Raw genomic sequence first — 15,046 nt, forward strand, 5'->3', positions numbered from 1 at the left:
CGTGCGCCGCTGCTAAAGTCTTCTCTGTCAGCAGGCGCCGCTAGCTCAGTTGGTTAGAGCAGCTGACTCTTAATCAGCGGGTCCGGGGTTCGAGTCCCTGGCGGCGCACAGACAGCCGGAAGGCCCCTTGCGAGAGCAAGGGGCCTTCGGTGTTTCCGGGGCCGCCCCGGGAACCGCCGTTCGCCGCCCGCCGGACGGATCCGGCGGGCGACGGGCGACGGGCGACGGGCGGGCTCAGCGGCCGCGCAGCGAGCGGTAGCGCGCGACCAGCTCCGCGGTGGAGCTGTCCAGCGCGTCGGTGCCCTCGCCGGTCAGCAGCACCGGCTCGATCCGCTTGGCGAGCACCTTGCCGAGCTCGACGCCCCACTGGTCGAAGGAGTCGATGTTCCAGATCGCGCCCTGGACGAACACCTTGTGCTCGTACAGCGCGACCAGCTGGCCGAGCACCGACGGGGTCAGCTCGCCGGCCAGGATGGTGGTGGTCGGGTGGTTGCCCTTGAAGGTCTTGTGCGGGACCAGCTCGGCCGGCACCCCCTCGGCCGCGACCTCCTCGGGCGTCTTGCCGAAGGCCAGCGCCTGGGTCTGGGCGAAGAAGTTGGCGAGCAGCAGGTCGTGCTGGGCGACCAGGCCGGCCGGCAGGTCGGCGACCGGCCGGGCGAAGCCGATGAAGTCGGCCGGGATGACCTTGGTGCCCTGGTGCAGCAGCTGGTAGTAGGCGTGCTGGCCGTTGGTGCCGGGCGTGCCCCAGACCACCGGGCCGGTCTGCCAGCTCACCGGGTTGCCGTCGCGGTCCACCGACTTGCCGTTGGACTCCATGTCCAGCTGCTGGAGGTAGGCGGTGAACTTCGACAGGTAGTGCGAGTACGGCAGCACGGCGTGCGCCTGGGCGTCGAAGAAGGCCCCGTACCAGACGCCGAGCAGGCCGAGCAGCAGCGGGACGTTCTCCTCGGCGGGCGCCGTGCGGAAGTGCTCGTCGACCAGGTGGAAGCCGTCCAGCATCTCGCGGAAGGCGGCCGGGCCGATGGCGATCATCAGCGAGAGGCCGATCGCCGAGTCGTAGGAGTAGCGGCCGCCCACCCAGTCCCAGAACTCGAACATGTTGGCGGTGTCGATGCCGAAGTCCGCGACGCCCTCGGCGTTGGTGGACAGGGCGACGAAGTGCTTCGCGACCGCCTCGGTGTCCGCGCCCAGGCCGGTGAGCAGCCAGCTGCGGGCCGAGACCGCGTTGGTGATGGTCTCGATGGTGGTGAAGGTCTTGGAGGCGACGATGAAGAGCGTCTCGGCCGGGTCGAGGTCGCGGACCGCCTCGTGCAGGTCGGCGCCGTCCACGTTGGAGACGAAGCGCACGTCGAGGTCGCGCGCGGCGTAGGAGCGCAGCACCTCGTAGGCCATGGCGGGCCCGAGGTCGGAGCCGCCGATGCCGATGTTGACGACCGCCTTGATCCGCTTGCCGGTGTGGCCGCGCCAGGCGCCGCTGCGGACCTGCTCGGCGAAGGCCGCCATCTTGTCGAGCACGGCGTGCACGGCGGGCACCACGTTCTCGCCGTCGACCTCGACGACGGCCCCGCGCGGGGCGCGCAGCGCGGTGTGCAGGACGGCGCGGTGCTCGGTGTTGTTGATCTTCTCGCCGCGGAACATCGCGTCCCGCAGCCGGGCGACGCCGGTGGCCTCAGCGAGCTCGCGCAGCAGGGCCAGCGTCTCGTCCGTGACCAGCTGCTTGGCGTAGTCCACGTGCAGGTCGCCGACCTGGAGGGTGTAGCGGCGGCCTCGCTCCGGGTCCGCGGCGAACAACTCGCGCAGGTGCGTCTCGCCCAGCTCCGCGCGGTGCTTGCCGAGGGCCGCCCACTGCGGGGTGCGGTCCAGCGGGGTACGGGCGTCGGCACGGGTCTGCGACATCGGTGGCTCCTCGATTCATCTGGGTGCAGAAACCGGCAGGGCCAGGCGGGAGGGTTTTCGCGAGGTCGTGCGGGTACTGGTGGTGCGCCGACTCCGTTGACGGCCTGCCCGGGGCCAGCCTATGCAACGTCGGGACCGCCGGCGCACATTCCGTTCGCGGACGCTCCGTCGCCGCCGTCCGGACGCCCGGCGGTTGCCGTTCGGACGCTCCCCCGCCGCCCGCCCGACGGCCGGGGCGGCGGGTCCGGACGCCGTGTCACTTCCGTTCGGAGCGCAGGTCGAGCCCGCGCAGCACCTGGTCGACCAGCTCCGGGTCGGCGCCGAGTTCGCTGCGGGCGGCCAGCATCTCGCGCCGGGAGGCGGCGATCATCTCCTGCTCGACGCTGTACGCGGCACGCCACTGGCCGAGCCGCAGCTTCGCCTCGCTGGCCTCCTCCTCGGCGTACTTCTCCGGGCAGAGCCGGGCCAGCCGGTCGTGCTGACGGTCCCGCAGGCGGTCGGCGACCTCGGCGGGCAGCTTGTCCTGCTCCTCCAGTTCGCCGAGCCGCAGGAGCCCGGCCCGGGCGGCCCGCCACCAGAGCTCGCGCACCGCCTGCTCGTGCTTGTCGTGGTCGACGTCCAGGTGCAGCCGCTTGGCCAGCCACGGCAGGGTCAGGCCCTGGACCAGCAGGGTGAAGAGGACGACGCTGAAGGCGATGAAGACCAGCCGGCCGCGCTCCGGGAAGCCCTCGCCGGAGTCGACGGTCAGCGGGACGGCCAGGGCGAGGGCGACGGTGGCCACCCCGCGCATCCCGGACCACCACAGCACCACGCTCTCCTGCCAGCTGATCGGGGTGTCCTCGTCGGCACCGGCCCGCAGCTTCCTGGAGAGCCAGCCGGCCGGCAGCAGCCAGAGCAGCCGGACCACGACCACGACCGCGATGACGGCGGCCGCGTCGCCGAGCATGCTCGTCCAGCCGGTGCCGGCCTCCTTCAGGACGGTGGCCAGCTCCAGGCCGATCAGGCCGAAGGCGACACCGGTGATCAGGATCTCGACGATCTCCCAGAAGGCGTTGCCGACCAGCCGGTAGGAGACGGCGTCGGCCTCCGCGGCGCGCTCGGCGAGGTAGAGCGCGCAGACCACGACGGCGAGCACACCGGAGCCGTGGACCTCCTCGGCCAGGGTGTAGGCGGCGAACGGCACCAGCAGGTTGAGCGCCACCTGCTGGGTCGGGTCCTCCAGGAAGGAGGCGAGCTTGGCGTTGAGCCAGCCGAGCCCGATGCCGATGACGACGGCGAGGACGGCCGAGAGCACGAAGCGCAGCACCGCGTGGCCGGGCGAGAAGTCACCGCTGACCACCGCGTCGATGGCCAGCGAGTAGATGACGATCGCGGTGACGTCGTTGAACAGGCCCTCGCTCTCCAGGATCGACACCAGTCGGCGCGGCAGGCCGACGCTGCCGGCCACCGCGACGGCGGCGACCGGGTCCGGCGGGGAGACCAGCGCGCCGACCGCGACGGCGGCCGCGACCGGCAGCGCGGGCAGCAGCGCGTGGACGGTACCGGCGACCGCGGTCGTGGTGACCACCACCAGGGCGACCGCGAGCAGCAGGATGGAGCGGACGTTGGCCCGGAAGTAGCGGACCGAGGAGCGGCGGGCGACGGCGAAGATCAGCGGCGGCAGGACCAGCGGCAGGATCAGGTCCGGGTCGAGGGAGATGTCCGGGATCTGCGGGACCAGGGCCATGACGATGCCCAGCAGGGTCATCAGCACGGGTTGCGGCACGCCCGTCCTCCGGGCGAGCGGCATGGTCACCACGGAGGCGAGCAGCACCACGAAGAGCAGGGGCAGCTGGCCCACGGGAGGTTCCTCTCGGTGACGAACGGCTTCGGACGGGGATCGGGCTCCGCGCCGGCGGCGGACGGACGGCTGGGGCCGGACGGCTGGGCGACTGGCGGGCGCGGCCGGACGTGCTTCGGGCCGCCGTCGAGGATAAATCCGACAATGCACTCAACTGTCGCAACACGCCGGAGGTCGCTTGACCTCAAGTCCGCTTCACATCTGATGATCGGAGCGCAGGACCGAGAACGCAGGACCGAGAGCACAGCGACCGAGCACACGGACCATGAGGCAGGAGCTCCAGATGAAGGCTGTCACCGTCCCCCGTTTCGGCGGCCCCGAGGTACTTCGGGTGACCGAGGTGCCCACCCCCGCCGCCGGACGGGGCGAGGTGCGGGTCCGGGTCTACGCGGCCGGGGTGCAGCCCGCCGACCTCGCCGTCCGGGAGGGCTGGACGCCGCCGGGGGCGCAGGTCGAGCTGCCGGCCGTCCCGGGCAACGAGTTCGCCGGGGTGGTCGACCGGCTCGGGCCGGACAGCCACGGCTGGGAGGTCGGCGACGAGGTACTGGGCTTCCGGCTGCTGAACAGCCACGCCGAGTTCGTCACCGTCGACGGCTCCCAGCTGGTCCGCAAGCCGGCCGGCATGCCCTGGGAGCAGGCGGGCTCGCTCTCCGCCTCCGGCCAGACCGCCCATGTCGCACTCACCCTGCTGGGGGTCGGCCGGGGCGACACCGTCCTGGTCCACGGCGCCTCCGGCGGAGTCGGCACGGTCGCCGTCCAGCTCGCCCGCGCCTGGGGGGCAACGGTGGTCGGCACCGCGAGCGAGCGCAACCACGACTACCTGCGCGCGCTGGGCGCGATCCCGGTCTCGTACGGGGACGGGCTGGTCGAACGGGTGCGGGCGGTGGCGCCGCAGGGGGTGGACGCGGCCTTCGACGCGGCCGGGCGGGGCGCGCTGGAGGCCTCCGTCGAGGTGGTCGCCGACCGGGACCGGATCGGCACCGTCGTGGACCACGCCACCGCCCAGCGGCTCGGCCTGCGCGTCCTGCGGGCCCAGCGGACGGCGGCCCGGCTGGCCGAACTGGTCGAGCTCTGGGAGGCGGGCGGCCTGCGGCTGGAGATCGCCGACACCTTCCCGCTGGAGCGCGCGGCCGACGCCCACCGGATGGTCGGCACCGGGCACGTCCGGGGCAAGGTGGTCCTCACCCCGTGAGCCCGCCCGAACCCCGTGAGCCCGCCCGGCCGGGGGCGCCGGTCCGGGGCCGCGGGGCCGGCCGGCCCCCGATTGTGAGTTTCGGCTGCTGACCAGGTAATGTTCTCCGCGTCAGCAGGCGCCGCTAGCTCAGTTGGTTAGAGCAGCTGACTCTTAATCAGCGGGTCCGGGGTTCGAGTCCCTGGCGGCGCACAGACAGCCGGAAGGCCCCTTGCGAAAGCAGGGGGCCTTCGGTGTTTCCCGGGCCCTGCGGTCCGGGGAGGCCCCCGGGGCAGGGGCCCGGTCCGCTCAGTGCGGGATCGCCGCGATCAGCTCGGACGCCCCCTGCCGCTTCAGGGCCAGGGCGGTCGCGGTGCCGAGGTCCTCCGGAGTGAGCGAGCCGGCCCACTCGTGGGCGTCCAGGATCCGCTTGCCGTCCGGGGAGAAGACCCGCCCCCGCAGCGAGAGGCGGCCGTCCTCCTCGGCCTTGGCGTAGCCGGCGATCGGCGAGTTGCAGTGACCCTGGAGGACGTGCAGGAACATCCGCTCGGCGACGGCCTCGCGCCAGGTCGGCTGGTCGCCGAGGCCGGTCACCGCCTCGATGGTGGCGGCGTCGTCCTCGCGGCACTGGAGGGCGAGGATGCCGGCGCCGATCGGCGGGCACATCGACTCCGGCGGCAGGACCTCGCTGATCCGCGCCTCCTCCCCGATCCGCTCCAGCCCGGAGACCGCGAGCAGCAGCGCGTCCGCCTCGCCGGCCGCCAGCTTGGCGAGGCGGCTGTTGGCGTTGCCGCGCATCGGCACGCAGACCAGGTGCGGGTGGGAGGCGGCGAGCTGGGCCCGGCGGCGGACCGAGGACGTCCCGATCCGCGCTCCGGGCGGCAGCTCGTCGAGGGTGAGGCCGTCCGGGTGGACCAGGGCGTCGCGGATGTCGTCGCGTCGCAGGTAGGCGGCGAAGACCGTGCCGGCCGGCAGCGGGCGGTCGGCGGGCACGTCCTTGAGGCAGTGCACCGCGAGGTCCGCCTCCCCCGCGAGCAGTGCCGCGTCCACCTCCTTGGTGAAGGCGCCCTTGCCGCCGAGCTGTGCGAGGTCCCCCATCCAGCGGTCTCCGGAGGTGGTCACCGGGACGACCTCCGTCCGCAGCCCCGGGTGGAGCGCGGCGAGCTCGACCCGGACCCGCTCGACCTGGGCGAGCGCCATCGGCGAGGAGCGGGACACGATTCTGATCAACTCGGCAGTGGACATGGCCCGATGATAGGCCGTCACCGGCGTCGTCCCGGTGACGCCCGGCGGCCGAGCGCGCCGTTCACCGGCGCCCGGCGAACGGCGGTCGGCGAAAGGCGCGGGGCGCCGGACGGGGCGGCCCCGTCCGGCGCCCCGCGGGGGCCGGTCAGCGGCGGAAGTAGCCGTCGAAGTTCTTGGAGAACTCCCGGCCGCCGAACTGGTCCCAGTTGATCGACCAGGTCATCAGGCCGCGCAGGTCGGGCTGGGCGCCGGCCTTGGGGACGTAGCTGCCGCAGTTGGTGGCCTTGGTGAGGCAGTCCAGCGCCTTGTTGACCTCGGCGGGCGCGACGTAGCCGTTGCCCGCGTTGGTGGTGGCCGGCATGCCGATCGCGAGCTTGGAGGCGGGCAGCGCCGGGAACACGTTGTTGGTGTTGCCCGCCACCGGGAAGCCCTTGAGCAGCATGTCGGTCATGGCGACGTGGAAGTCGGCGCCGCCCATCGAGTGGTACTGGTTGTCCAGGCCCATGATGGAGCCGGAGTTGTAGTCCTGGACGTGCAGCAGGGTGAGGTCGTCGCGCAGGGCGTGGATGACCGGCAGGTAGGCGCCGGCGCGCGGGTCCTGGCCGCCCCACGGGCCGGAACCGTAGTACTGGTAGCCGAGCTGGACGAAGAAGGTCTCCGGGGCCATGGTGAGGACGAAGTTCGGGCCGTACTTGGCCTTCAGCGTCTTCACCGCGGAGATCAGGTTGACGACGACCGGGCTGGTCGGGTTCTTGAAGTCGGTGTCACCGGTGTTCAGCGAGAGCGAGTGGCCCTCGAAGTCGATGTCGAGGCCGTCCAGGCCCCACTTGTCGATGATCGCCGAGACCGAGCTGACGAAGGCGTCGCGGGCGGCCGTGGTGGTGAGCTGGACCTGGCCGTTCTGGCCGCCGATCGAGATCAGCACCTTCTTGCCCTTGGCCCGCTTGGCGGCGATGGCGGCCTTGAAGTCCGCGTCGGACTCCACCCCGGGGCACTCGGTGACCGGGCAGCGGTTGAACCGGATGTCGCCGGAGGTGACGGAGGTCGGCTCGCCGAAGGAGAGGTTGATGAAGTCCCAGGAGTCCGGGATGTCGGCGACCTTGGTGTAGCCGGCGCCGTTGGCGAAGCTGGCGTGCAGGTAGCCGACCAGGGCGTGGCTGCCGGCCGGCGCGGTGGGCGTGGCCGTCGGCGTCACGGTCGGGGTGACCGTCGGGGTGACGGTCGGGGTCACCGTGGGCGTGACGGTGGGCGTCGCGGTGGGCGTGGGCGTCGGGCTGGGCGCGCCCGGCCCGTCCAGCGAGACGTCGTCCGCGTAGTAGGTGCCCTGGCCGTACCAGCCGTGGGTGTACACGGTGGCGCTGGTCTGGTTCGCGGCCGTGGTGAAGCTGACGCTGAGCTTCTGGTAGGCGCCGCCGGTGCCCGGCGTCCAGGTGCTGGTGCCGCCGTCCACGCCGAGGTAGACGTACGAGCCCTTGAGGTACGCGCTGAGCGTGTAGGTGGTGTTGGGGGCGACCGTGACGGTCTGGGCACAGCGGGCCGTGTCACCGGCCGAGGCGGCCGCGGCGAGTGCGTAACTGCCGCCGTGGGCCTGACCGGCGACGACGCTGCCGGTGCCGGCGGAGCAGCTCCAGGGGCCGGTGGCGCCGGTCTCGAAACCGCCGTTGACCAGGAACTCCCCGGCCGAGGCGGCGGGTGCCAGGCCCAGGGTCAGGCCGACCATGGTCGCTGCGGCGACGGCCGAGGCGGTACCGGCGGCGAGCAGCGTACGGGGGCGGCGGCCCCGGGCGGACGAATGACGGCCGGGTGCGGCTACAGGTGTTCTGCGCATGCGGGGACTCCTGCGGGGGCGCGGATCGTGGGGGACGTCCGAGGGCACGGCGGAGGTACGTGCCAGTGGGGGTTCGGCCCGACCGCGCACCCTAGTTGGACTAGACCACTGAAGTGGATTCGGCCGTACGGTGTCAATGGTCCAGACCGGTCAGGCCCATCCTCGCGGGGCGTCCGGTTGCCGGGCGTGACACCCCGTCGAACCATGGAGTGGTGACGTCACCCGGCTACCTCCGCCACCCCCACCTGCGCGGGGGCCTGCTGGCCTTCACCGCCGAGGACGACGTCTGGATCGCCCCGCTCTCCCCCGACGGCACCGCGGGCCGGGCCTGGCGGGTCAGCTGCGACCGCACCCGGGTCAGCCACCCCCGGATATCGCCCGACGGTCGCACCCTGGCCTGGACCGGCTGGCAGAGCCCGGCCCCCGAGATCTGGACCGCGCCGGTCGAGGGCGGCGAAGCCGTCCGGCTCAGCTACTGGGCCAGCCAGGACACCCGGCTGCGCGGCTGGCTGCCGGACGGCGAACTCCTCGCCGTCACCTCCTACCACGAGCCCTTCGGCCACTACACCTGGGCACACGCGCTGCCACCGGACGGCTCCCCCGGCCGCCGGATGCCCTGGGGTCCGGTCGGCGACGCCCAGCTGAGCCGGACGCACACCGTGCTGCTCACCGGCTCGGCGCCGCACGAGCCCGCCGCCTGGAAGCGCTACCGGGGCGGCGCCACCGGCCGGCTCTGGGTGGACGGCGAGCGGATCCTGCCCGGCCACCGGGGACACCTCGCCTCCCCCATGCCGGTCGGCGACCGGATCGCCTTCCTCTCCGACCACGAGGGCATCGGCAACCTCTACTCCTGCCGCCCCGACGGCACCGACCTGCGCCGGCACACCGACCACGCCTCCTACTACGCCCGCGAAGCCGCCACCGACGGCACCCGGATCGTCTACCAGCACGCCGGCGACCTCTGGGTGCTGGAGGGCCTGGACGCGCCCGCGCCGCACCGGCTGCACGTGCCGCTCGGCGGCGCCCGGGCCGGCCGGCGGCCCTACCAGGTGAGCGCCGCCTCCCACGTGAAGGACCTCGCCTGCGACCACACCGGCCGCGCCGGGGTGATCACCGTGCGCGGCAGCCAGTACTGGCTCACCCACCGGGACGGCCCGGCCCGGGCGCTCGCCGACACCCCGGGCGTGCGCACCCGGCTGCCGGTGGTGCTCGGGCACACCGGCGAGGCCGCCTGGATCACCGACGCGGAGGGCGAGGACGCGGTCGAGATCGTCCCGCTGCCCGGCCACGACGCCCCCGGGGACGCGACCGCCGGGCACGAACCCGACGGGCCCGGGGCGGACGGGCACGAACCCGACGGACCGGCGGCGGCCGGCGCGGCGGCGGCCGGGGACCGGACAGCCGGGACGCACCGCCACCGGGTGCTGGCCGGCGGCCGGCTCGGCCGCGTCCTGGAGCTCACCGCCTCCCCCGACGGCGCCCACCTGGCCGCCGCCGCCTCCGACGGGCGGCTGCTGCTGGTCACCGCCGCCGACGGCACCGTCCGCGAACTCGCCGCCTCCGACCACGGCCCGGTCAGCGGCGCCCGCTTCTCCCCCGACTCGCACTGGATCGCCTGGTCCCAGCCGGTGGCCGGCCGCTCACTGCGCCGGATCCGGCTCACCCGCACCGACGGGCCCGCACCGATCACCGAGATCACCGACGGCCGCTTCGAGGACGAGCAGCCGGTGTTCACCAGGGACGGCCGCTACCTGGCCTTCCTCTCCTGGCGCGGCTTCGACCCGGTCCACGACGTGCACACCGGCGACCTCTCCTTCCCGCTCGGCTGCCGCCCGTACCTCGTCCCGCTCACCGCCGACACCCCGTCCCCGTTCGCCGCCCCCGCCGAGGACGGCGCCCCGCGCGGCAACGGCGGCGGGGACGGCACCGTGCACGTCGACCCGCAGGGCATCGGCGAGCGGTTGCTGCAGTTCCCGGTGATCGCCTCCAAGTACTCGGCCACCGACGCCGTGCGGGGCGGCCTGGTCTGGCTGCGCTGGCCGATCTCCGGCACCCTCGGGCAGACCTTCACCAACCCGGACGACACCTCCGGCCGCCCCTCCCTGGAGTACTTCGACCTGGCCCGGGGCACCCGCAGCACGCTGGCCGACAAGCTGGACGGCTACGCCGTCTCGGGTGACGGCGGCTCCGTCGCCGTCTACTCGGCCGGCACCCTGCGGATCGTCCCGGTCTCCGCGCCGTCCGCCGCCACCACGGTGGACCTGCGCCGGATCACCCACACCGTGCGGCCGGCCGCCGAGTGGCGCCAGGCGTACCACGAGGCGGCCCGGATCGTCCGGGACCAGTTCTGGGACGCCGGGATGTCCGGACTGGACTGGCCCGCGCTGGTCGCGCAGTACGAGCCGCTGCTGGAGCGGATCGCCGGACCGGACGACTTCGCCGACCTGCTCCGCGAGCTCCTCGGCGAGCTGGGCACCTCGCACGCGTACGTCACGCCGTCCCGGCGCGGCGAGGGACCGGCCCTGGTCCAGCAACCGCTCGGCCTGCTCGGCGCCAACGCCCGCCGCGCCGCCGACGGCCGCTGGCTGGTCCACCGCGTCCTGCCCGGCGAGTCCTCCGACCCGCGCGCCCGTGCCCCGCTCGCCTCCCACGGCGTCCGGGACGGCGACGAGCTGCTGGCGGTGGCCGGACGCCCGGTGGACCGGGTGCTCGGCCCGGCCCCGCTGCTGGCCGGCACCGGCGGCACCACCGTCGAGCTGACCCTGCGCAGCGACGGGGGCCCGAACGCCGGGACCCGCCGGATCACCGTCACCCCGCTGACCGACGAGCGGCCGATCCGCTACCAGGACTGGGTGGCCAAGCGCCGCTCCCTGGTCCGGGAGTTCAGCGACGGCCGGTGCGGCTACCTGCACATCCCGGATCTCGGCGGCTCCGGCTGGGCCCAGTTCAACCGGGACCTGCGGCGGGAGCTCGACAAGCCCGCCCTGGTGCTGGACGTCCGCGGCAACGCCGGCGGCAACGTCTCCGAGCTGGTCCTGGAGAAGCTCACCCGGCCGGTGCTGGCCTGGGACTTCAGCCGGGGACGGCAGCCGGTGCGGTGGCCGCGCTACGCACCGCGCGGACCGATCGTGGCGCTGGCCGACGAGGCGACCAGCTCGGACGGCGACGTCATCATCGCCGCGATCAAGCTGCTGCGGCTGGGCCCGGTGGTCGGCAACCGCACCTGGGGCGGGGTGGTCGGCATGACCGGGCGGCACACGCTCGGCGACGGGACGCAGATCTCGGTGCCGAAGAACGCCTCCTGGTTCACCGGCGGGCTCGGCTGGTCGGTGGAGAACCGCGGCGTGGAGCCGGACGTGCACGTGCTGCGCACCCCGCAGGACTGGGCCCGGGGACAGCACCCCGAGCTGGCCACGGCGGTCCAGCTGGCGCTGGAGCTGCTGGAGGACGCGCCGGCCGCCGTCCCGCCGCCGGACGACACCCCGCGCCCGAACCTGCGGCGGCCGCCGCTGCCGCCGCGCGACCACTGAGCGGGGGCAGCGGCACGGGTGCGCCGAAGGGACGCGCCCGGCGGCGGGCGCGTCCCTTCGGCGTGCGGCGGTCGGTCCCGGCCGTCAGTCCCAGGGGTCCCCCTCGGCCGTCATGTCCTCACGGGCCCGCTCCTCGGCCTCCCGTTCGGTGACGCCGGTGGTCTCCCGCGCCTCGCGGACCTGGCGGGCCCGCTCGGTCTCGGCGCTGAACGCGTCGGCGGCCTCGTCGTGGGCGAGCGCGGCCCGCTGGGCGGCGTCCGTCATCGCGGTGGTGTCCTGCTCGTGGCTCCCGCCGAGTGAGGATCTGGCCTCCTCGCCGGCGTCGTGCGCCTTGTGGCGGAACCTGTCGAAGATGCCCATGACTCCTCCTCCGGACGACTTCCGGGCTGCCCCCACTCTCACACCGGTTCCCGGCGCGCGCATCCGCTGGCGATCCGCCCGGCGCCTCCCGGACCCTTGGTCCCGGGAGGGCGCGTCCAACGGCCGTAGCCGGCCGCCGCACCGCGGGCGCACGGTGGGTTCCGTCAACCGGGTCCGGCAGCGCCGCCGATCCGACGCCTCTCGCCCCTGGAGCCCGCTGTGGCCGTCGCCCACCCGGAACCGCACGCCCAGCCCGGGCCGCACGCCCGCCGGCCCGCGCCCGAGGAGCACCACGACGGGCCACGCCGGAGGGTCGGGCCGCTGGCCGCGCTGGACGGGCGGCTGCCCGGCCCGCACGACCTCCTGCTGCTGCAGTGCCCCGGCTCACTGCGACCGCTCGGCGGCGGCGAGCTGCCCGGCTGGGCCCGGTCGGTGCTGCGGGCACACCCCTGGGTGACGGTCGGCCGGGCGCCCGCGGTGGTCGGCGCGCCGCTGGACACCCCGTCCCCGGTGCGCTGCACCCGGGACGCCTCGGCCGCACCGGAGCACTGGCTGCCGGTGACGGTGCGCGGTCCGGAGCGCGGGCAGCGGCTCGACGCGCTGGCCCCCCGGGCCGCGGTGGCCCGGACCCTGCGACCCGAACAGGTGGCGGGGCGGCAGGCACTGCTGCCACCGGTGCGGCCGGCGCAGATCCCGGCGCTGGCCGCGCTGGGCGCGGCCGGGCGACTGGTGGCGGACCACCGGCTGGTCTGGGGGCCGATCGGCGCGGTCGGCTACGAACTGGGCACGGGTGTCCCCGTGACCGGACCGCTCAGCCCGCTGCGGCTGGTGCTGCGGGCGCCGCAGCCGGTCAGCCGCCGGGACGCGCTGCAGCTGCGGCGGGCGCTGAGCCGGCTGCCCGTACCGGTGCAGGCGGAGCTGGAGACCCGGCACGGCGCGGTGCTGCTCGCCGAGTACGCGGCCGGACCGCTCACGCTCACCCTGCTGACGCCGGACGGGCCCCGGGAGGTCCACGATCCGTGGTTCCCCCGGGGCCGTTGAGTCCGGGCCGGCGCCGTGCCGGGGGCGGGGTCAGCCGCTGACGCTGGCCGCGCCGGTCTCCAGGTGGCCGGTGAAGCGCTGCGACCACGAGCCGTCGGCGTCCACCGTGACGGTGAAGTCGTACCAGCCGTTGGTGTAGGCGACGGCGTTGAAGAAGTCGCTCACGCTGCCGCCGGCCGGCACCTGGTACGTCCAGGGGCCGTCCGTGCGGTAGTTGTTCGAGGCGATGGTGAAGGTCAGCGCCGTGGTGCCGGTGTTGGCGAGCTTGAAGTACAGCGCCGGCTTTCCGGTGCCCGGCTCGACCGCGTACGAGGCGGTGACGGCCGCGTTCCTGCCCGCCTTGGTGGCGTCGCCCTTGAAGCGGCGCAGGAAGCGGTTCGGGCCGACCACGGAGAGGTCGTACGGGCCGCCGCCGAAGCCGGTCCCGCAGTTGAAGAAGTCGCTCTGGTTGCCGCCCGGGTCGACGGTGTACTGCCAGGGCCCACCGCTGCGGTAGGCGTTGGCGTAGGCCGCGAAGTGGGCCGACTTCTGGGCGACCGCACCCTCGTTGGCCATCTTCAGCCAGACCTTGACGGCGCCGGCGGAGCCGAACTCCAGGCGGTCCAGGTTGGCGTTCGGCTGGTACGGCAGGGCACGGGCCTGGCGGGTGCCGGGCTCCTGGACGGGCAGCTTGTTGTCGACCGGTGCCGGGTTGGGCAGCGGGCCGCAGCTCGACATGCCGATCACCGCGTCGGTGTTGGGCAGGGCGGGCAGGCCGTAGACCGGGTTGGCGAAGTCGAAGGCGCTGGTGAGGTCGCCGCAGACGCGGCGGCGCCAGTCGGTGATGTTGGGGCAGGTGGCCGGCTTGCCGATGGCGGCCGTCCACTTCTCCAGGAAGCGCAGCACCGAGGTGTGGTCGAAGACCTCGGAGTTGACCCAGCCGCCGCGGGTCCAGGGCGAGATGGCGATCATCGGGACGCGGAAGCCGAGGCCGATGTTGGTCCCGCCGTAGAACTCGCCCGGGGTGCCGGCCGGGGCGGCGGGCGGCGGGACGTGGTCGAAGAAGCCGTCGTTCTCGTCGTAGTTGAGGAAGAGGACGGTGGAGTCGAACACGTCCGGGTTGGCGGCCAGCGCGTCGATCACGTTGTGGACGAAGTGCGCGCCGTCCTGGGGGGTGGAGTACGGGTGCTCGGAGGAGCCCTGGTCGGGGACGATCCAGGAGACCTGCGGGAGGGTGCCGTTCAGCGCGTCGGCCTTGATCGCGGCGACGATGTCGTCCGGGGTCCGGCCGGTCACCTTGGGGACGGAGCCCATGCCCTTGACCGCGAGCGGGCTGCCGGCCGGGGCGGAGCTGAACCTGGTGAAGTAGGCGAGGGCGTTGTCGCCGTAGTTGTCGGCCGCGTTCTGGTAGACCTTCCAGCTCACGCCGGCGTCCTCCAGCGCCTCGGCGTAGGTCTGCCAGCGCAGGCCCTTCTCGTCGCCGCCGTCGTACGCCGGGCCGCCCGCCTTGCCGTCCGGGTCGATCTGACCGGACCAGTGGTAGGTGCGGTTGGGTCCGGTGGCGCTGATCACGGAACAGAAGTAGGCGTCGCAGATCGTCCAGTTCTCGGCGAGCGCGTAGTGGAACGGGATGTCCTGGCGGGTGAGGTAGCCGAGCGTGCGGACGTTGCCCTTGGCGGCGACCCAGGAGTCCATCTTGCCGCCGTTCCACGCCCGGTGCTGGTCGGACCAGCCGTGGGCGAGGTCGCCGTTGCACTGCGCCAGGCGCTCGGGGTCGGCGCCGCCGGCCGGCTTGGTGGCGCTGAACTGCCACGGGTACTGCCGCCCGAGCCCGTTGGGCTGGTTGAAGACGCTGTAGCCGTTGGCGATCTGGATCGCACTGCGGTCGGCGAAGCCGCGCACGCCGCGCAGCATCCCGAAGTAGTGGTCGAAGCTGCGGTTCTCCTGCATCAGGATGACGATGTGCTTGGCGTCCGCGATGGTGCCGGTCTGCGACAGCGCCACCGACGGCGCCGCGGCGGGCGCGCCCGGCGCCGCCCCCGCACCGGTGGTCCCGGCCACCGCCAGGCCCGCCGCAGCGGCTCCGGACAACGCGACGAACTTCCTACGACTCAGCTCGGCCATCAGCCCGGCCCGTCCCTTCACTGGCGATGTTG

General features: G+C 73.9%; 9 protein-coding genes and 2 tRNA genes. 5 read left to right on the top strand and 6 right to left on the bottom strand.

Annotated elements, in window-relative coordinates; all coding sequences use genetic code 11:
• The first annotated feature begins 34 nt into the window (after positions 1-34).
• A tRNA-Lys gene (locus tag ACFVYI_RS03370) sits at positions 35-108 on the top strand.
• A 126-nt stretch (positions 109-234) separates the two neighbouring features.
• Here the strand turns inward: ACFVYI_RS03370 and pgi are convergent.
• Together pgi and ACFVYI_RS03380 are read right to left on the bottom strand one after the other, a co-directional pair.
• Entirely contained in the window at positions 235-1,896 is a 1,662-nt protein-coding gene (gene pgi, locus ACFVYI_RS03375; RefSeq protein WP_387881089.1) for a glucose-6-phosphate isomerase, read from the bottom strand.
• Positions 1,897-2,152: 256 nt separating this feature from the next.
• Positions 2,153-3,736 carry a Na+/H+ antiporter gene (locus ACFVYI_RS03380; protein ID WP_387881091.1) on the bottom strand — a complete coding sequence of 528 codons (1,584 nt, stop codon included), beginning with the start codon at positions 3,734-3,736 and terminating at the stop codon, positions 2,153-2,155.
• Positions 3,737-4,019: 283 nt separating this feature from the next.
• Between ACFVYI_RS03380 and ACFVYI_RS03385 the strand changes: the two genes are divergently transcribed.
• Both ACFVYI_RS03385 and ACFVYI_RS03390 read left to right on the top strand, forming a co-directional pair.
• Positions 4,020-4,928 carry an NADP-dependent oxidoreductase gene (locus tag ACFVYI_RS03385; protein ID WP_387881093.1) on the top strand — a complete coding sequence of 303 codons (909 nt, stop codon included), beginning with the start codon at positions 4,020-4,022 and terminating at the stop codon, positions 4,926-4,928.
• 118 nt (positions 4,929-5,046) lie between these two features.
• Positions 5,047-5,120: transfer RNA gene (locus tag ACFVYI_RS03390), tRNA-Lys, on the top strand.
• Between the two features lie 96 nt (positions 5,121-5,216).
• Here the strand turns inward: ACFVYI_RS03390 and hemC are convergent.
• Positions 5,217-6,152, bottom strand: a complete 936-nt coding sequence (gene hemC / locus ACFVYI_RS03395) for a hydroxymethylbilane synthase (RefSeq protein WP_387881095.1) — start codon at positions 6,150-6,152, stop codon at positions 5,217-5,219.
• Positions 6,153-6,297: 145 nt separating this feature from the next.
• Positions 6,298-7,980, bottom strand: a complete 1,683-nt coding sequence (locus tag ACFVYI_RS03400) for a chitinase (RefSeq protein WP_387881097.1) — start codon at positions 7,978-7,980, stop codon at positions 6,298-6,300.
• 212 nt (positions 7,981-8,192) lie between these two features.
• Between ACFVYI_RS03400 and ACFVYI_RS03405 the strand changes: the two genes are divergently transcribed.
• Complete coding sequence (locus ACFVYI_RS03405; RefSeq protein WP_387881099.1) at positions 8,193-11,510, top strand: S41 family peptidase; 3,318 nt, start codon at positions 8,193-8,195, stop codon at positions 11,508-11,510.
• An 84-nt stretch (positions 11,511-11,594) separates the two neighbouring features.
• Here ACFVYI_RS03405 and ACFVYI_RS03410 read toward each other — a convergent pair whose 3' ends face one another.
• Positions 11,595-11,870 carry a hypothetical protein gene (locus ACFVYI_RS03410; RefSeq protein ID WP_387881102.1) on the bottom strand — a complete coding sequence of 92 codons (276 nt, stop codon included), beginning with the start codon at positions 11,868-11,870 and terminating at the stop codon, positions 11,595-11,597.
• Positions 11,871-12,089: 219 nt separating this feature from the next.
• Between ACFVYI_RS03410 and ACFVYI_RS03415 the strand changes: the two genes are divergently transcribed.
• On the top strand, positions 12,090-12,911 hold the full coding sequence (locus ACFVYI_RS03415) for a phosphoribosyl-dephospho-CoA transferase MdcG domain-containing protein (protein WP_387881103.1): 822 nt from the start codon (positions 12,090-12,092) through the stop codon (positions 12,909-12,911).
• A 30-nt stretch (positions 12,912-12,941) separates the two neighbouring features.
• Here ACFVYI_RS03415 and ACFVYI_RS03420 read toward each other — a convergent pair whose 3' ends face one another.
• A complete protein-coding gene (locus tag ACFVYI_RS03420) occupies positions 12,942-15,014 on the bottom strand; it encodes a phosphocholine-specific phospholipase C (protein ID WP_387881105.1) in 2,073 nt (690 codons plus the stop codon).
• Positions 15,015-15,046: the final 32 nt, after the last annotated feature.

The sequence above is a fragment of the Kitasatospora sp. NPDC058218 genome (assembly GCF_042882445.1).
Classification (GTDB): domain Bacteria; phylum Actinomycetota; class Actinomycetes; order Streptomycetales; family Streptomycetaceae; genus Kitasatospora.